The sequence below is a fragment of the Pseudoscardovia radai genome, assembly GCF_002259605.1.
Classification (GTDB): domain Bacteria; phylum Actinomycetota; class Actinomycetes; order Actinomycetales; family Bifidobacteriaceae; genus Pseudoscardovia; species Pseudoscardovia radai.
This window is the reverse complement of record NZ_MWWR01000004.1, coordinates 299,354-317,961: the sequence shown is the minus strand read 5'-3', so window position 1 is coordinate 317,961 and position 18,608 is coordinate 299,354. Positions and strand designations below refer to the sequence as shown.

The window sequence follows — 18,608 nt, the reverse complement described above, 5'->3', positions numbered from 1 at the left end:
CGGAGATCTCGCCGTCCTGGAAGGACAGGCCCTCGGGCAGACCCGTGACAGTGACCGTCGCGGCCGGATAGCCCGTCGTCTCGATCTTCTGCTCGTACGCCTGGCCCGCCACGACCGGCGCCAGCGACTGCGTCGAGACCGCAGCCGGCTCGGACACCTTGATCGCGTACTGCTGGTCAGTGGAGCCCAGCTCGTTCGTCGCCGTCACCGTGAACTTGAGCTCGCCGCCCTTGCTCGGGGTGCCCGAGATCACGCCCGTCTTCGCATCAAGCGACAGGCCGGCCGGAAGATCCTTCGAAGCGAACGTCACGTCGAGGCCCTCGGCCACGACCTGCACGTCCTTGCCCTCCGTGGTCTTGTACTCCGACAGGGTCGAGCCGTCAGGCAGGGACTGGGTCTTGAACACCGGCTTCTCGTTCACGCGGATGCTCAGCGTCACCGACGCCGAACCCTCGGAGTTCTTCGCCGTGAACGTCACCGGATACACGCGCGGAGCCGCCGCCACGGTGCCCTTCACCGTATTCGTCTGCGTATCGAACGACAGGCCCTCCGGAAGCGTCGTGTAATCGATCTGCGGGGCCGGGGAGCCCGTCACCGTCAGCGGCAGGCTGTACTCGGAGCCCACCGTCGCCGGCTTCACGTCCTGCTGCGTCGTCGAGATCACCGGCGTGCCCTTGACAAGCAGGTGCAGGCCCCTGGACACCTCGCCGTAATCATTGGACGCCTTCACGGTCACCGTGAACTCGCCCGCGACGGCAGGCGCGCCCTCGATCGCACCGGTCCCGGCGTTATACGCCAGGCCCTCGGGCAGGCCCGACACCTCGACCTTCGCGGCCGGATACGCGGCCACGTCGATCTTCTGCGAATAATCAACGGCATACGTCGCATCCGCCAGAGCCGCGGTCGTGACCACCGGGGCCGCGTTCACCGTCAGCGTCAGCTTCGTGCTCACCGCCGGATCCACGCCATTGGACGCGGCAACCGTCAGCTCGAACACACCGGACTCGGTCGGCGTACCCGAAATCGTACCGGTCGTCGAATCATAGGTCAGGCCGGCGGGCAGGCCGGTCACATCCGACGAGGAAGCCGCCGGATTGCCCCTGAACGTCAGCTTCGCGCTATACGCGTCGCCGACCTTCGCCGGATCAAGCGCCGTCTGATCAAGCGACAGCGGGGAGTCGATCTCCAGCGACGGGTGCAGCGTCAGCGTGCCACCCTCGTTCGTCACCGTGATCGTCGGGGTGAACAAACCGTATTCGGTCGGGGTGCCCGAAATCACACCGGTCGCCGCATCAATCGACAGGCCCTTCGGAAGACCCTCGGCCGCAAACGTCGGGGTGTCATACGTCTCGGTGCTGAGCTTGAACTGGTAGCTGTAGGCCTTGTTGACCTCACCAGTCGGAAGCGTCGCGCCATCGACCCCATCGTCAAGCACCGGCGCCTCATACACGAAGAGGGCGTAGGACTTGGTCACCGTGTTGTCGGCGGTCTTCGCCGTCACCTTGACGGTGTAGGAACCGCTCTTGGCCGGCGTACCGGAGATAACGCCGGTGGCCCCGTCAATCGTCAGGCCCGCAGGCAGGCCCTCGGCGGTGAACGTGGCGTTGCCGGTGAAGTTCTCGGCCTTGACGCTCGTGTTGTACGCGGTGTTGTAGGTGGCCTTCGGCAGCGAATCCGTGGAGATCAGCGGGCTGGCCGGAGCTTCGGTCGTCGGATCGGCGGTCGGCGTCGTCGGATCGGTGGTCGGCGTCGTGACGGTGGTGTTGTTGTCATTGGTGTCTTCAGCGTGTGCCGGCAGAGCGAGAACGCCCGCGGAGCACGACACGACGGCAGCGACGAACGCGCCGACCGTGCGGCTGAGGACAATCTTCCTATGTGGCTTCATAAATCCTCCTTAGAGGTTTCCCTTCTGACTCACCCCCCCCCGCAATCACGACAACGTAGAAGCGAAAGTGAGTCAACCCTTCAAGAGAGCTTGTGCTCCCCCTCCTCGACCTTCCGGCACCTCTTTCCCATGCCGTCCGGTGTTTGGATAACTTCACCATACATCGCTTTGACACACCGCGTGTCGATTGTGTTCAAGAATTTTCTTAGAGTTCGCATCGGCCGTGCGGACCAGCCGTGCCGAAACCGCTTTCCGCCAACTCCCGGAAAACCGCGGAAAATTGCGCGGAACGGCACATTATGCGCATCCGTCCGAAACCCCGGGAACCGCATCGTTCCGGAAAGGGGTTTCGCGACACGCCCGGGCGTGTCGCGTGTCATGTCACCACACACCATGCGCTACGTCGTAACACAATGGTCACACGCCACACAGGTCGCGCAGAAAACCGCACAGAAAACCACGGAAAGCCGCGGGCGACGCCACGCCGAATGCCGCTATGCCAGATGCCAGGAGGCACGATGGTACGGCGTCACGCCATGATCATGAATCGCCTGGCGGTGCGCCGCCGAACCGTAGCCTTTGTTGCTCTCCCATCCGTAGCAGTCCCATTCGGGATGGCTTGCGGCGAGATCCATCATCCACCGGTCCCTCGTCACCTTGGCGATCACCGACGCCGTCGACACCAAGGCGCACGATTGGTCGCCCTTCACCCGCGTCGTGATGGCCACCGGGCTGTCCATGGGCGGAGCATACAGCGTGCCGGCCACCGGAGTGATGTAATCGTTCGGCCCATCGAGTATGCCGGCGAAACGCAAGCGGGCGCCCGGCATCGTTGCTCCCTCGGCACGGCGCAGCGTCTCCTCCACCGCCGCGATTGCGCGCAACGCCGCCAGACCCAGGCAGTACGCGATGCCGAACTCGTCGATCTCCGCATTGCTCGCCGAACCGACCGCCCACGCGTCGCACCAGTCCTCAAGCGCCGGAAGCAGGACCTCGCGGCGCTTCTGTGTCAGGAGCTTCGAATCGCGCACGCCGTCGACGGGCCTCTCCCCCGCCAGCAGCCGGCGCGACGATATCGCCGCCACGCCCAGCATGACGGGCCCCGCCAGGCAGCCGCGCCCCACCTCATCGATGCCCAGCACCATATCGGCGCCGTCGGCCGCCAGCGAGCGCTCAAGGTCCAGGGTGGGATCCGGAACGGAGCGCCGCCCGGTCACTGCGTGCCTCCCGGGGACGACGCGCCGGACGCGGCAGGGACGTTGGCGAAAACATCCTCATGGTTCTGCAAGGTCTTCATATCCGCGAAGGGCCAGTACACGGCGAGCGCCACGCCCACCACCTTCGATTCGGGCACGAGGCCGTCGTTGCCGTCCTGCCGGTGGTAGCGCGAATCCGCGGAATTCGCGCGGTTGTCTCCCATGACGAAGAGATTGCCGTCGGTGACGGTCACGCTGAAGGAGAATTCCGAGGGCTCCACGCCCGCTTTGAGATACGAGCTCTCGTCGATGGCCATGCCGTTCACGGTAACCGGGGCGCCGTCGCCGTCGCAGGCCACCACATCACCGGGCAGGCCGATGACGCGTTTGATGAGGTAATCCGAGCCGTCCTGCGTCGCCGTTCCCGACAGCCAGTCGGCCGGGTCCTCGAACACGATGACGTCGCCGCGCTTGATGTCGCCGCGTTCGGCGGCGATGCGGCTCGTCACGACGCGATCGTTGATCTCCAGCGTCGTCTCCATGGACCCCGAGGGGATCACGTACATGCCGAAGACGAAGCAGCGCAGAACGACGACGATAAGAACCGGCACGACGAGCCAGTTGAGGATCTCGCGCAGGGTGACGCCTACGCCCTGTGCATCGTCCTCATCCTGGGCGTGCTTTTTGCGGCGGCGGCGCGAACCTTTGCCGCTCGCCTTGCCGTCGTCCGCACCGTTCCCGGAAGCGGCGCCCGTCATCGCGCCTTCGTCCTCGCGCTTGTCGTCATCGGTTCCGGCGACGGCGCGCATGGTGTCCAAATCGTCCATAACCACTCTTCCTGTGGATTGCCGCCGTCGCTCCCGGCGAGGAACGGGGCGGGCCCTGCCAGCGGGCATGCACAGCCTAGGATACCGGTGCGGGACGAAAGGGTGCATCGTATGGGCGCAAGAGGCATGACATGCACACATCGCGATGCGCACGGAACGCGCAGGGAATGAGCACGGAACGCGCACAGAACGCAAAAGGGCCCGGGACGAACCCGGGCCCTGAACGGCGAGCGCCTGCGCCGGAAACCGGCGCGACGCCCATCGCTTACTTGTCGCGACGCTCGGCGATACGAGCCGCCTTGCCGCGCAGATTGCGCAGGTAGTACAGCTTCGCGCGGCGCACGCGACCGTGACGCAGGACCTCGATGGAATCGATGCTCGGGGAATGCAGCGGGAAACGACGCTCCACGCCGGTGCCGAAGCTGACCTTGCGGACCACGAAGGTCTCGCGCAGGCCTGCGCCCTGGCGGGCGATGACGACGCCCTGGAAAGCCTGGATACGGGAGTTGTTACCCTCCTGGATCTTCACATTCACCTTGACGGTGTCGCCCGGACGGAAGGCCGGGATCTCGGTAGCACCGGCAAGCTGCTTGGCTTCAAATGCCTCAACGGCGTTCATATTGCACCTCTCGCGCCGCCGCATATCAGCGCAATCAGGGACGCGACGCGCGCGTCCGAACCTATCCCCTCCGGTTTGCCATCGGGGAGCGTGCCGATCCGCCGTCGAACGGCTGGACCCTCGATACCCCGCATCTATGCGGCAATGCAGGGCACGGCACAAACAGGCAGCATGATACCACGCACGGCGGCCAACGGCATCCGCGGCATGGGCGGACGCGTCAGGCCGTCAGGCCATCTGGAACATCCGACACGCCGGCCGTCAGGCCGTCAGGCCTTCGGGGAACTCGAGGTCGGATTTCTGCATCTCCTCGATATTCACGTCCTTGAAGGTGACGATGCGCACGTTCTTCACGAAACGCGACGGACGGTACACATCCCACACCCAGGCGTCGGTGAGCTGCACGTCGAAATAGACGTCCTGCCCGGCCGTGCGCACGTTGAAATCCACGTGATTGGCGAGATAGAAGCGCCGTTCGGTCTCCACCACATAGGTGAAGAGCTTGATGACGTCACGGTATTCGCGATACAGGGCCAGCTCGGCGTCGTTCTCGTAGTTGTCCAGATCCTCGGCGCTCATCAGGCGTCTCCTTTTCGATTGCGATTGCGGCCCAGATTGCGCCACCAGGCGCGTTTCTCGGGCTGTCGGCTTGCATCATCACCATACGCCCATTCGGTATGCATGCTCGAGGAGGTCTCCTCGTCGGGCGTGCCACCGGGAAGGTCGGCATCCTGTCCGGCGGCGGAGGAGGCGGCGGAGGTCGCGGCATCGGCGGCGCCAGGCGCCTGGGAGAATCCACGATTCGCCCGGTCGGCACCGGAGGCCCGGCCCGCGCCGTCCGACCCTGCACCGCCCGCGACGGCATCGTCGGAGCCGGCGCCGGCGGCCGCATTCGTGCCATCGGCGCCGTCGGCCGTGCGCTGCGCGATCTCCATCGTGCGTTCGCGGGCCGCCAATGCCTCCTTGACGCCGGGGTTGTCGATGATGTTATGCAGGCCGAAGGCCGCGAGCGAGCGGATCGGGTCGTATTCCTCGGCGATTTCGTCGAAGATGAGCAGGTCATGGTAGGTGCCGTCGCGGCCGTCCCACATGGCGTTGCGCGAGCGGCCGGTCAGGTCGAAGCCAAGCGACTCGTAGACGCTGGAGTTGCGCGTGTTCGCATCCGGTAGGCTCAGCCAGATGCGCTCCAGCCCCAGGCCGACGGGTTCGGGGGCGAAGCCGTAGGTCATGACGCGCGGCATGGCGTCGCGCGAGTAGCCGCGGCCGCGGTAGTCGATGCCGAGCACCACCTGCAGGCGCGCGGATTTGCCCCATCCGTCGATGTCGACAAGGAAGATCATGCCGATCAGATGCGAGGCGGGCTCCTCGGCGTGCCCGCCCGCGTCATCGGAGCCCTGCGGCGCGGCGGACGACGGGCGCTCGGGCGCATACATGGACCAGGCCATGACGCCGCGGGACTCGGGGTCGGAGTAGTCGGGCATGGCGCCGGCGCTGGTGCCGCCCCCCGTCCAGACGATGGAGCGGCTCACCCATGAGCGGACGGCGGCGCGTTCGGCACGGGACGACTTTCCGGTGATGACCTCGGCGTCATCGAAGGCGTGGATATCGTCCATGCGCTCGCAGTCCGCCCATGTCGCGGGGCGCAGCTCGCACATCTCGCCCTTGATATTCGGGATTGTGATGACCTCCGGAAGCGTGCGCTCCGGCTCATCGTGTGGCGTGGACATGGTGCGGATCTCCCCTTTCCGTGTGTCATGCATCGCGTTTGTCTGCATCGCGTCTCCATATATCGGTATATCGCGGATTCGCAAATCAATTCAGGCTATTCCAACAGCACAGGATAATCCTATGCCGTCGCCGGTGTGGCGCGCGTGGCCGAACCCACACCGGGACTTCATATGACGGCGGTCGGCGCGGACATAACGAAGGGCCGGCGTGGCGCCGGCCCTTGTATTGCGAAACCGCCGGGGCAATCGTATGCCCTCGGCCTCGGCTCAGCCCTTGATCTTCTTCATCACGAGGGCGCTCACGGCCTTGGCGTCGGCCTGACCGCGCGTCGCCTTCATGACGGCGCCGATGATGGCGCCCATCGGCTTCATGTTGCCGGACTTGAGCTTCTCGACGATGTCGGGGTTGTCGGCAAGTGCCTTGTCGACCTCCGCCTCGAGCGCGCCGGTGTCCTGCACCACCTCGTAGCCGTGCTTCTTGACGACCTCGGACGGGTGGCCTTCGCCGGCGAGCACGCCGAGCACCGTCTTCTTCGCAAGCTTGTCGTTGAGCTTGCCGTCGGCGATGAGCTTCTCCACCTCGGCCACGTCGGCCGGCGTGATGGCCATCTCCTCAAGCGACTTCTCCTGCTCGTTCGCAGCACGGGCGATCTCGCCGAGCCACCACTTGCGGGCGCCCTGCGCGGTCGCGCCGGCCTTCACGGTGTCCTCGATGAGGTCGAGGGCGCCGGCGTTGACGATGTCGCGCATCGCGTCGTCGCTGATGCCCCACTCGGACTGGAGGCGGTTGCGACGCTCGCGCGGCATCTCCGGCATCTGCGCCTTGATGCGCTCGATATGCTCCGGCGTGATGTGGAGCATGACGAGGTCGGGGTCCGGGAAGTAGCGGTAGTCGTCGGCGTCGGTTTTCAGGCGGCCGCCGGCGGTGGTCTGCGTGGCCTCGTCCCAGTGGCGGGTCTCCTGGAGGATTTCGCCGCCCTCGTCGAGAATCGCGGCCTGGCGGCGGATCTCGTAGGTCACGGTTTTCTCGATGCCGCGGAACGTGTTGACGTTCTTCGTCTCGGAGCGCGTGCCGAGCGGGTCGTTCGGCGTGGGGCGCAGCGACACGTTGACGTCGGCGCGCATGTTGCCCTGCTCCATGCGGGCGTGCGAGATGCCGAGGGCGCGCACGATGTCGCGCAGCGTGCGCATGTAGGCGCCCGCGATCTCGGCGGCGCGCTCGCCCACGCCGGTGATCGGCTTCGTCACGATTTCGATAAGCGGCACGCCGGCGCGGTTGTAATCGCACAGCGAATGGTCGGCGCCCTCGATGCGGCCGTCGGCGCCGCCCACATGCGTGTTCTTGCCCGCATCATCCTCGATATGCGCGCGCTCGATCGGCACGCGGAAAATCGTGCCGTCGTCGAGCTCGACGTCGAGGTAGCCCTCGCCGTTCGTCGGCTTGTCATACTGCGAGATCTGGTAGTTGCGCGGCATATCCGGGTAGAAGTAGTTCTTGCGTGCGAACTGGCTCCACTCGTTGATCTGGCAATGCAGCGCCAGGCCCAGCTTGATGGCGAAGTCCACGGCGGTCTTGTTGATCACCGGAAGGCTGCCCGGCAGGCCGAGCGAGACAGGCGTGAGCTGCGTGTTCGGGGCGCCGCCGAATTCGACGTGCGCGGGGCAGAACAGCTTCGTGTTCGTGCACAGCTCCACGTGGGTTTCCAGGCCGAGGACCGGATCGTACTTCTTCACGGCCTCGGAGAACTTCATCAATTTTTCTGCCATTTTGTTCCGTTTCCTTACGCTGTGAGAATCAGTCGGCGAGCCACGGCGTGGCCATCTTCGTGAGGATGTTGCCGCCCCAGGTCTCCTCCAGCGCCGCCTCGAGCGCAGCGGCCGGCTTGTACATGGCCTCGTCGTGCTGCTGGGGCGCGAAGAACTGGAAGCCGACCGGCATCGTGGAATCGTCCACGCCGCACGGCACGGAGATCGCGGGCACGCCGGCGAGGTTCGCCGGAATCGTGGTGACGTCGCCCAGGTACATGGCCAGCGGGTCGTCCGTCTTCTCGCCGAAGTGGAAGGCCGTGGTCGGGGCCGTGGGGGACGCGAGCACGTCCACCTGCTCGAAGGCTTTCGCGAAGTCCTCGATCACGAGCGTGCGCACCTTCTGCGCCGAGCCGTACCACGCATCGTAGTAACCGGCGGACAGGGCGTAGGTGCCGAGGATGATGCGGCGCTTGACCTCGTCGCCGAAGCCGGCCTCGCGGGTATAGGCCATCATGTTCGCGGCCGTCTGCGGCTTGTCGTCCGGCGGCATGACGCGCAGGCCGTAGCGCATGCCGTCATAGCGCGCCAGGTTGGAGCTGACCTCGGACGGCATGATGATGTAGTACGCGCCCAGGGAGTACGACAGATGCGGCAGGCTGACCTCCGTGACCTCGGCGCCCATGGACTTGAGCAGTTCCACCGCTTCGTTGAAGCGCTTCGCCACACCGGGCTGGAAGCCTTCGCCGGAGCCGCCGATCTCCTTGATGAGGCCGACGCGCACGCCCTTGAGGTCGCGCTTGAGGCCTTCGCGGGCCGCGGCCACGACCGGCGGGACCGGAGCGGGGATGGAGGTGGAGTCGCGGCGGTCGTTGCCGCCGATCACCTCGTGCAGCAGGGCGGCGTCGAGCACGGTACGCGCGCACGGGCCGATCTGGTCGAGCGAGGACGCCATGGCGATGGCGCCGTAACGGCTCACGCCGCCGTAGGTCGGCTTCACGCCGACGCTGCCGGTGAACGACGCGGGCTGGCGGATGGAGCCGCCGGTGTCGGTGCCGAGGGCGAGCGGGGCCTCGTAGGAGCTCACGGCCGCGGCCGAGCCGCCGCCGGAACCGCCGGGCACGCAGTCCTTGTTCCAGGGGTTGTAGGTGTTGCCGAAGGCGGAGTGCTCCGTGGAGGAGCCCTGCGCGAATTCGTCGAGGTTCGTCTTGCCGAGGATCGGCATGCCGGCGGCCTTGATCTTCTCGATGACGGTGGCGTCATACGGCGGCACCCAGCCCTCGAGGATCTTGGAGGCGGCGGTGGTGGGGATGCCCTTGGTCACGATCATGTCCTTGATCGCGATCGGCACGCCCGCGAGTTCGGGCAGGCCGTCGGTGTCGCCGGCGGCGAGACGCTTGTCGAAGGCGTCGGCCTGGGCGAGCGCCTCGTCGGCCGACACGTGGAGGAAGGCGTGCATCGTGGGCTCGGCGGCCTCGATCACATCGAGCTGCGCCTGCGTCAGCTCACGGCTGGAGACTTCCTTGTTCCTGATCTTCTCCGCCATCTGCGCGGCGGACAGCTTCACGAGTTCATTGCTCATCGTTGTGTCTCTCACCTCACTCGCCCAAGATCTGCGGGGCGACGAACATGCCCTGGTCGGTGACCGGGCCGCCGGCAAGGGCCTCTTCCTGCGTCAGCGGCGTCTCGGCGACGTCGGGGCGCAGATAGGCCTCGAGCGGAACGGGGTTGGCGGTCGGCTTCACGTCGTCGGTGGCGACCTTCTGAACCTCGTCGATGGCGTCCGCAATGACGTTGAGTTCGCCCTGCATGCGGGTGATTTCCTCATCGGACAGAGCGATCCTGGCGAGATCGGCCAGGTGCTCCATTTCTTTACGTGTGAATGTTGCCATGGCCCCCACTATATGTGCGCGACGTGACTTGCAGGCAACGTGGGTTCCGCGCGGAGCGGGCGCGGGGGCATCGTTTCATAACACTGTGATGGCTTGCGGACAGAAAACACGATTTTTCCGCCCCGAATCCCCCGATTTGGTCCGAAAACCATCACATTGTTCTTAAGAGAAGCCGAGCAAAGCAAAGCAAACCGGCCGGATCAGGCACGGGCGGCGTGCTGCTGGATCCAGGCGTGCATGGCGACGGCAGCCGCGGCACCGGCGTTGATGGACCGCACGGATCCGAACTGGGAGATGTAGACAACATCGTCGGCGAGGTCGAGGGCCTTCTTCGTCAGGCCCGGACCCTCGGCGCCGAACAGCATCAGGCAGCGCTCGGGGAACTCGTAGGTCTCGATGGGCACCGCCCCGGGAACGATGTCGAGCGCGATGATGCGCGGCATGGGCAGGCCGGCGTCGTCGGATTCGCACCGCACGTCGTCGATCAGCGCGTCAATGCTGGGGTGATGCTCCACATGCTGGTACAGCTCGGTCATCAGCGCGCCCTTGCGGTTCCATTTGTGGGGGCCGACGATATGCACGCGGTTGGCGGTGAAGGCATTCGCGGTTCGCACGATGGACCCGATGTTGAAATCGTGTGTCCAGTTCTCGATGGCGACTTCGAAAGGATGACGTCCGCGAGCGTCGAGGTCGGCCTTGATGGCCTCGACGCTCCAATAGCGGTAGCGGTCCATGACGTTGCGGCGGTCGCCATCGCACAAAAGCTCGGGATCGTACCGCGGGTCGGTCGGCTCCGGCTCGCCGGGATGCTCCTGGCTCCAGGGCCCGACGCCGACCTCGCGGAACTCGGGTTCGCCCGATGCCGCGACGAGCTTCGTGAACTCGGACGGTTCATGCATGGGCTGCGCTCACTTCGTCGACTGGTCGTCGGAATCAGCCGAATCGTCGGAATCGGCGGAATCGGCCTCGGCGCGCAGGTCGGATTCGTGGAAGACCTCGACGAACGGAAGATCGCTCGCCGCATCGGTCACGGTATCGACCACATGCACGACCGGGCGCTCCCCCTGCGCGGAGTCCACCCCGCCCACCAGCGCGGCGACGGCCGCGACGGAGGCGCCTTCGTTCTCGACGATGGAGAAGTCGAGGCTCAGCTCATTGCCGTGGCGCAGCGTCACCAGCGAGGATGTCTGGACATACGATTTCTCCGACAGCCACGCATCGAGAAGGATGACGCGCTTGCCCTTGATGGACGGCCCCTTGATGGACGGATAGACGAAATCCATGACGAAGGCGTCGAGGTCCTGCCCGCGGGAAGCCGCGGCGTGGAGCATGGCGCAGGCCAGGGGGATGGCGGCGGCGGTCAGCGCACCCACGGCATCGAAATCGTCGAGGCCGAAGCCTTCCTCCTCAAGCGCATCGAGAAGCACGTGGCCGGCAAGCTCGGACCCCTCGTGGTCATAGGTGATGGATGTGAGCTCGCTGAAGGGCTTGGCGGCGACCTCGGCGGCGACCATATCGCGCAGGCGGTCCTTCGGCTCGCGGAAGTACGACATGTCAGCACGCGCCGCGTCGGCGCGCAACTCGGGAGAACCCGTTCGCTTGAATTCGGAACTCATATCCACCACACTAGCCCAACCGCGGCACAGTGCCGGCCATGGTGCCGCCCGCGCCGCCGCCCGAGGCACCACCCGATGCCATGGTGGGCCGCGGAGGCATGCCGGGGCGGACGTCGGCGAACTCGGCCGCGGTCAGCTCGCGCACATCGGTTTTCTCCGGATCGAGCTGGCTGACCTCAGGAATGACCTTGCCTATCTCGATTTTCTGGAGCTTGCGCGCCGTCGGCAGCACACGCCCCTCGAGCGTGCCGACGAAGGCGTTGTAGTTCTTGACGGTCTGCGTGATGCTTCCGCCGAGTTTCGCGGCGCGATCGCCCAATGTGGCCATGCGGTCGTACAACTCGCGCGACAACGTGAACAACTCTTGGGCGTCATCGGTCAGTCCCTGCTGCTGCCACGCATAGGAGACGGATTTGAGCACCGCCCACAGCGTAACCGGCGAGCACAGCGCCACCTTCTTCGAGAAGGCGTAGTCCATCAACCCGGAATCCTGTTCGAGCGCGGCCTGAAGCACGGATTCGTTCGGCACGAAGGCGATGACGAAATCGGGCGTATCTCCCAGCGTCGGCGACGCCCAGTATTCGCGCCGGGCGAGCTCGTCCACATGGGCGCGCACCGCCTTGGCATGGCCGGCCAGCAGCTGCGCCTTGAGCCGCAGCTGCGTCTCGTCGGCGGAATCGGGAATATCGCATGCCCTCTGGTAATCGCTGTACGGCGTCTTGGCGTCGATGGGGATGCATTTGCCGCCGGGCATATGCACCACCATGTCGGGGCGCCGTCCGCTGTCCTCGAGCACGACCTGCGTGTCGAAGTCCACGTGTTGCAGCAGTCCGGCGGACTCCACGATGTTCTTGAGCTGGGCCTCGCCCCAGGCCCCGCGCACCTTGTTATTGCGCAATGCGGCGGCAAGCGACTCGGTCTGCTTGCCCAGCGATTGCTGCTGGCGGCCCAGAGCCTGGAGACTCGCACCAAGGGCGCCCATCTCCTGCTTGCGCGACTGTTCCATCGCGGCCACCCGACGCCCCAGCTCGTCGAGGTTCTTCTGCACAGGCGCGAAGGCCTCGAGCAGGGCGGCCTCGCCGTTCTTGCGCGCCTCCTGCGCATCGAGGGCGTCGGACTGCCCGCGCTGCGCCTTGAGCTGCTCCGCGCGCAGGCGCTCGGTTTCCTGCGCACGCATCTGGGTGACCTCGCCCTGCGTGTACTCGAGCTGCTTGCCCAGCTGGTCGCAGGTGGCCTGCGACGAAGCGAGCTGCGCCCGCACGCTCGCGAGATCTTCCACGGCACGGGAATCCGATGGCCGCGCCGTGGCTCGTCCGATGCCGAAACCGACTGCGGCACCAATCAGCGTCATGATGATGAGGATGACGACCTCTCCAAATGTCTCGAACATAGGTTCGATTGTAGCGCGACTCCATCGTGTTTCGCAACCCCCGAAACACGCGACACGCCCAACGCGATATCACAAAAGCCACGACTTGGAACGACGAGCAGGAAAGTACGCCGACAGCATAACCACCCCCGGACCGAGTGCGTTACGTTTGACCCACGGAACGCACCACCGGAAGGAGCGCAGATGGAAACCATCGCCACCATCGTCGTCGCCGCACTGCTGAGCCTTGCCATCGTCTGGTTTTTCTTCGGAAAACGTCAGGGCAGTGCGGCCGTGGTTGACAACGGCCGCCAGCGTATCACGGTCGGCGTGCAGGGAGGCTACTCCCCCGCCACCATCGAGCTGAAGGCCGGCATGCCCACGACCATCACCTTCGACCGCAAGGAAACCGGCGAATGTACGTCGCATGTGGTGTTCTCCGACCTGGGCATCGACGTGCACCTGCCCGGCAACCAGCGTACGAACGTCGAGATCCCGGCGTTGGCGCCGGGCGACTACCCCTTCGCCTGCGGCATGAACATGGTGCATGGTTCGCTTCATGTGGTCGGCGGTTCCACGCCTGCCGCAGGCGCCGCAACGGCGCACGATGCCCAGACGGCTTCCCGCGCCACGGCAGCCGCGCCCGCCCACTCCCCGGCCGCCGACGCCTCCGCCGCGGCGGAGAACGCGAACGAGACGCGGGACCTGACTCGCCGCATCATCGTCGGCACGGTTCTAACGGTTCCGGTGTTCGTCGTCGCCATGGCCATGATGGCGGCCGATATGTCGACGTGGCCGGCATGGCTTATGAACCCGTGGTGGCAGTTCGCGCTGATCACGCCCGTCATGCTCTACTGCGGCTGGCCCATCCACCGCGTCGGCTGGCTGGCGCTCGTCCACCGTTCCCCCGAGATGAACTCGCTCGTCACGCTGGGCACCTGCGCCGCGTACCTGTACAGCCTCGTGGTCTGCATCGCGCCGACCGCGCTGCCAGAAGGCTCGCGCGAGCCGTATTTCGAATCCGTGGGCGTGGTCATCACGCTTGTTCTCGTCGGCCGGCTTCTGGAAGCCAAGGCGCGCCAAGGCACGGGCGACGCCGTGAGCGCCCTCATCGGCCTGCGTCCGAACACGGCGCGTCTCGTCGACGCCGCAGACATCGCGTCCGGCGCATGGCGCAACCCCGGAGCGGGAACCGACGTGGCCATCGACTCGCTGAAGCCGGGCGACACCGTCATCGTGAAGGCGGGCGACCGCGTGCCCACCGACGGTGTCATCGTCGCCGGATGCGCACAGGTCGACGAATCCATGGTCACCGGCGAATCGCGCCCCGTCCCGCACGGGGAGGGCGACGAGGTGACGGGCGCGACAACCGTTCTGGACCGGCCGATCGTTCTGCGCGCCACCACAGTGGGCGACGACACCGTGCTGTCGCAGATCATCGCCATGGTGCGCAAGGCGCAGGCGACGAAGGCGCCGGTGCAGCAGCTGGCTGACCGCATCGCCGCCGTATTCGTGCCGGTCGTCGTGCTCATCGCCGCGTGGACCTTCGCCATCTGGCTTACGGTCGGCCCGCAGCCGCGCCTTGCGCATGCGCTGGTGGCCGCGGTGTCCACGCTTATCATCGCGTGCCCGTGCGCCCTCGGCCTGGCCACGCCGCTGTCGGTGACGTCGGGCCTCGGCCTGGGGGCGCGCAACGGCGTGCTCGTCACATCCGCGAACGCCCTGCAGCGCGCCCGCAATATCACGACCGTCGTTTTCGACAAGACGGGAACCGTGACGCAAGGCGTCGCGCATCTGGCGCAAGGCGGCGAGGACTGCGTGGCGCAGACCGACGATATGCCGAAGGTGTCATACGCCGACGATCCGGTGAAGCCCGATTCCGCCGCGGCCATCGCGGTCCTCCACGCGCGCGGCATCCGCACGATCATGCTCAGCGGCGACAAGGAGGAGACGACGCGCCGCGTGGCCGACGAGGTCGGCATCGACACGGCGATCTGCAACGTCAGGCCGGGCGGCAAGGCGTGGTGGATCGAACGCATCCAGACCGAGGCGGAGGCCGCGGGAGACACGGGCCTCGTGGCGATGGTGGGCGACGGCATCAACGATGCCCCCGCCCTGGCCACGGCCGATATCGGCTTCGCCATGGGCACCGGCACCGACGTGGCGATGCAGTCCGCCGACATCACGGTGATGAACGGCAGCCTGTCGGGCGTCATCACGGCCATCGACCTCTCGCATGCCACGATGCGCAACATCCGCGAGAACCTCACCTTCGCGTTCATGTACAACATCATCGGCATCCCGCTTGCCGCAGGCGTGCTCTACCCTCTGACGGGCTGGCTTCTCAGCCCCATGATCGCAGGCCTCGCCATGGCCCTGTCGTCGATATGCCTCGTCCTCAACGCCAACCGTCTGCGCAACGCGAAGGTGGCGGCCAATCTGGACGACGCCATGCCGACGCCATCGCACGCGGAGATTATCGTGGACTCCCAGGAAACACGTTCTCAGAACGCATTTTCACAGAAAGGACATGACATGTTCCACTTCGGAAAGAACAAGACCAAGGATTCCGACCAGACCTTCGTCGACCCGGTGTGCGGCATGACGGTGGGCGCCGACGCGCAGTCCGTCGAGCACCAGGGCACGACGTACCGCTTCTGCAGCGCGCATTGCGTGGAGGCGTTCAAGGCCGATCCTGCGAAATTCGTCAAGGGCTGAGGCCAAGGGCCGAGACCGCGGGAATCCCGTCACATCACAGGAAACAACACAACAGCACAGAAAGCCGCACCACGATATCCATCTCGAATCGTGGTGCGGCTTTCGTCATACGCGGCACCGGCGTCAGCGTCGCTCAGTCCTTAGGCCTGCGTACCGCCATCCGACGCACCAGCACCACCGGTACCCGCAGCACCGGTGGCACCGGCACCCGCGCCCTTACCGGAGGCGGCGCCCTTCAGCGGATCGGCCTGCCAGGCCGTCAGCTCCAGATGCATGCCGCCGGTCTGGTCCACCAGAACCGTGTCGCCGTTGTGCACCTGGCCGGCGAGGATCATCCTCGCGAGCTGGTCGCCCACCTCCGTCTGCACGAGACGACGCAGCGGACGGGCGCCGTAGGCCGGGTCGAAGCCCATGTCGGCGAGCCACTCGCGGGCCGTGTCGGTGACCTCGAGCTTGATGTTGCGGTCCTTGAGGCGATCGGCCACCTGGCTAACCTGGATGTCCACGATGCCGGCAAGCTCGTCGCGCGTCAGCGGGTCGAACATCACGATCTCGTCGAGGCGGTTGAGGAACTCCGGCTTGAAGTGCGCGCGCACGGCGTCCATGACGGCCGTCTCCTTGGCCTCGCGATCCATCGACGTGTCGGTCAGGAACTGCGAGCCAAGGTTCGACGTCATGATGAGGATCGTGTTCTTGAAGTCCACGGTCCGGCCCTGGCCATCGGTCAGACGGCCATCGTCGAGCACCTGCAGGAGCAGGTCGAAGACCTCGGGATGTGCCTTCTCCACCTCGTCGAACAGCACGACGGAGTACGGACGGCGACGCACGGCCTCGGTGAGCTGGCCGCCCTCCTCGTAGCCGACGTAGCCCGGAGCCGCGCCGATAAGCCTCGTGACGCTGCCCTTGTCCATGTACTCGCTCATGTCGATGCGCACCATGGCCTTCTCATCGTCGAACAGGAAGTCGGCAAGCGCCTTGGCGAGCTCAGTCTTGCCCACGCCCGTGGGGCCGAGGAACATGAACGAGCCGGTCGGACGATTCGGGTCGGAGATGCCGGCGCGCGAACGGCGCACGGCGTCGGAGACGGCCGCAATGGCCTTCTTCTGCCCGATGACGCGCTTGCCGAGATAATCCTCCATATGCAGGAGCTTCTCGTTCTCGCCCTGCATAAGGCGGCCCACCGGAATGCCGGTCCATTCGGACACAATCTGCGCCACGGAATCCGCATTCACGCGATCGGGCACCATCGGCGTGGCCTCAGCGCCGCCCGCGTTGGACTTGGACTCACGCTCCTCGCGCTCGGCCTCGGCGATCTGCTTCTGGATCTGCGGGATCTCGCCGTAGCGGATCTTGCCGACCTCGGTGTAGTCGCCCTCGTTCTGCGCCTTCTGCGCCTTGGTCTCGAGCTCGTCGAGCTGCTTGCGCAGGTCGCCGACCTTGTTACGGCCGCTCTTCTCGGCCTCCCACCGCGCCTTGAGGCCGCTGAGCTTCTCGGTTTTGTTGGCGAGTTCCTCGTTGAGGTTGGCGAGGCGGTCGCGCGACTGGTCGTCGAGCTCCTCCTGAGCCTTCTTCGCGGCATCGGCGTTCTTCGGGTTGCCGAGCAGGTACTGCTTCTCCATGGTCAGACGATTGATGCGCCGCTGGAGCGTATCGATCTCCTCAGGGCTGGAGTCCAGCTCCATACGCAGACGCGCCGCGGCCTCGTCCACCAAGTCGATGGCCTTGTCAGGCAGCTGGCGGCCGGAGATATAGCGGTTCGACAGCTGCGCCGCCGCGACGAGGGCGTCATCGTCGATCGTGACCTGATGGTGCGCCTCGTACTTCGGGGCGATGCCGCGCAGGATCGCGACCGTGTCCTCCACGCTCGGCTCGCCGACGTACACCTGTTGGAAACGACGCTCCAGCGCCGGGTCCTTCTCGATGTACTCGCGGTACTCGTCCAGCGTGGTGGCGCCGATCAGATGCAGTTCGCCGCGCGCCAGCATCGGCTTGATCATATTGCCCGCGTCCATGGAGCCCTCGGCGGAGCCGGCGCCCACGATCGTGTGGATCTCGTCGATGAAGGTGATGATCTCGCCGTTCGAGTTCTTGATCTCGTCGAGCACCGCCTTCATGCGCTCCTCGAAGTCGCCACGGTACTTGGAGCCGGCCACCATGGAGCCCAGGTCAAGCGAGATGAGGCGCTTGTTCTTCAGCGAGGTCGGCACGTCGCCGGCCACGATGCGCTGCGCGAGGCCCTCGACGACGGCGGTTTTGCCGACGCCGGGCTCGCCGATCAGCACCGGGTTGTTCTTGGTGCGGCGGCTCAGGATCTGGATGACGCGGCGGATCTCGGTATCGCGGCCGATAACCGGGTCGAGCTTGCCTTCCTTCGCGCGCGCGGTCAGGTCGGTCGAGTACTTCTCGAGCGCCTTGTAGTTGCCGTCGCCGCTGTCGGTGGTGACCTTCTGGTCGCCGCCGCGCACCTGCTCGATGGTGCCGCGCAGGGCCTTGGCGGTGATGCCGTGGCGGCCGAGGATGTCCTTGGTCTTGGAGTCGACGTCGGCCAGTGCGATGAGCAGATGCTCGCCGGTGATGAAGCTGTCGCCGTTGCGCTGCATCTCGTCATTGGCCTGCGTGAGCACCTTCTCGAGCTGGTTGCTCGGGCTCGGCTGCACGGTGGAGCTGCCCGACGCGGACGGCAGCGCCACGAGGGCGTTGCGGACCTCGGCGCCGACCGTCTTCGGATCGACGTTCAGGGCCTCGATCATGGCCGGGACAGGGCTGTTCTCCTGCGTCAGCAGCGCGTTGGCGAGGTGAAGGGTCTCGATCTGCGGATTGCCCGCGGCAGCGGCGCTCTGCACCGCGTCACTGATGGCCTGCTGTGCCATCGTGGTGAATTTCTGTTCCATAGGTTTTTCTCTTTCCGGTGCCGCCGTCGCGGCCTTCCTCGGCTGGCGCGGCGGGTTCCAATTGCTTTCGTAATCCCATCGCGAAGCGGCGTTCGGTCCGGCTCCGCGTATCTGGTGACTAT

Annotated in this window: 14 protein-coding genes; 1 reads left to right on the top strand and 13 read right to left on the bottom strand. The window is 65.9% G+C overall.

Features of this window, described 5'->3' with window-relative positions; all coding sequences use genetic code 11:
- The 12 genes from PSRA_RS03290 to PSRA_RS03235 form a co-directional block, all read right to left on the bottom strand.
- A partial coding sequence (locus tag PSRA_RS03290) for an Ig domain-containing protein (protein WP_143516312.1) occupies positions 1–1,885 on the bottom strand: 1,885 nt, incomplete at its 3' end.
- Positions 1,886–2,379: 494 nt separating this feature from the next.
- Positions 2,380–3,030 (bottom strand): ribonuclease HII, encoded by a 651-nt coding sequence (locus PSRA_RS03285; RefSeq protein WP_094660487.1) that lies wholly within the window; start codon positions 3,028–3,030, stop codon positions 2,380–2,382.
- Between the two features lie 68 nt (positions 3,031–3,098).
- Positions 3,099–3,908: a signal peptidase I gene (gene lepB / locus PSRA_RS03280; protein WP_245834854.1), complete on the bottom strand. Its 810-nt coding sequence runs from the start codon at positions 3,906–3,908 to the stop codon at positions 3,099–3,101.
- Between the two features lie 265 nt (positions 3,909–4,173).
- A complete protein-coding gene (rplS, locus tag PSRA_RS03275) occupies positions 4,174–4,527 on the bottom strand; it encodes a 50S ribosomal protein L19 (RefSeq protein ID WP_094660463.1) in 354 nt (117 codons plus the stop codon).
- Between the two features lie 261 nt (positions 4,528–4,788).
- Positions 4,789–5,106 carry a DUF2469 domain-containing protein gene (locus PSRA_RS03270; RefSeq protein ID WP_094660462.1) on the bottom strand — a complete coding sequence of 106 codons (318 nt, stop codon included), beginning with the start codon at positions 5,104–5,106 and terminating at the stop codon, positions 4,789–4,791.
- Positions 5,106–6,287, bottom strand: a complete 1,182-nt coding sequence (locus PSRA_RS03265; protein ID WP_169712468.1) for a GNAT family N-acetyltransferase — start codon at positions 6,285–6,287, stop codon at positions 5,106–5,108. The genes PSRA_RS03270 and PSRA_RS03265 overlap by 1 nt, the downstream gene beginning before the upstream one ends.
- Positions 6,288–6,521: 234 nt before the next feature.
- Positions 6,522–8,021: an Asp-tRNA(Asn)/Glu-tRNA(Gln) amidotransferase subunit GatB gene (gatB, locus tag PSRA_RS03260; protein ID WP_094660461.1), complete on the bottom strand. Its 1,500-nt coding sequence runs from the start codon at positions 8,019–8,021 to the stop codon at positions 6,522–6,524.
- Between the two features lie 28 nt (positions 8,022–8,049).
- The gene (gene gatA / locus PSRA_RS03255; protein ID WP_094660460.1) at positions 8,050–9,582 is read right to left on the bottom strand and encodes an Asp-tRNA(Asn)/Glu-tRNA(Gln) amidotransferase subunit GatA; all 1,533 of its coding nucleotides are present in this window, start codon (positions 9,580–9,582) and stop codon (positions 8,050–8,052) included.
- Between the two features lie 16 nt (positions 9,583–9,598).
- Positions 9,599–9,892, bottom strand: coding sequence for an Asp-tRNA(Asn)/Glu-tRNA(Gln) amidotransferase subunit GatC (gatC, locus tag PSRA_RS03250; RefSeq protein ID WP_094660459.1), 294 nt, complete (start codon positions 9,890–9,892; stop codon positions 9,599–9,601).
- A 200-nt stretch (positions 9,893–10,092) separates the two neighbouring features.
- Positions 10,093–10,791 (bottom strand): TrmH family RNA methyltransferase, encoded by a 699-nt coding sequence (locus tag PSRA_RS03245; protein ID WP_094660458.1) that lies wholly within the window; start codon positions 10,789–10,791, stop codon positions 10,093–10,095.
- A 9-nt stretch (positions 10,792–10,800) separates the two neighbouring features.
- Positions 10,801–11,508 carry a type I phosphoribosyltransferase gene (locus tag PSRA_RS03240; protein WP_094660457.1) on the bottom strand — a complete coding sequence of 236 codons (708 nt, stop codon included), beginning with the start codon at positions 11,506–11,508 and terminating at the stop codon, positions 10,801–10,803.
- Positions 11,509–11,518: 10 nt separating this feature from the next.
- Positions 11,519–12,898 carry a DNA recombination protein RmuC gene (locus PSRA_RS03235; RefSeq protein ID WP_094660456.1) on the bottom strand — a complete coding sequence of 460 codons (1,380 nt, stop codon included), beginning with the start codon at positions 12,896–12,898 and terminating at the stop codon, positions 11,519–11,521.
- A gap of 183 nt (positions 12,899–13,081) precedes the next feature.
- Here PSRA_RS03235 and PSRA_RS03230 point away from each other — a divergent pair, with 183 nt between their 5' ends.
- On the top strand, positions 13,082–15,595 hold the full coding sequence (locus PSRA_RS03230; protein WP_094660455.1) for an HAD-IC family P-type ATPase: 2,514 nt from the start codon (positions 13,082–13,084) through the stop codon (positions 15,593–15,595).
- Positions 15,596–15,735: 140 nt separating this feature from the next.
- Here PSRA_RS03230 and clpB read toward each other — a convergent pair whose 3' ends face one another.
- On the bottom strand, positions 15,736–18,486 hold the full coding sequence (gene clpB, locus PSRA_RS03225; RefSeq protein WP_094660454.1) for an ATP-dependent chaperone ClpB: 2,751 nt from the start codon (positions 18,484–18,486) through the stop codon (positions 15,736–15,738).
- Positions 18,487–18,608: the final 122 nt, after the last annotated feature.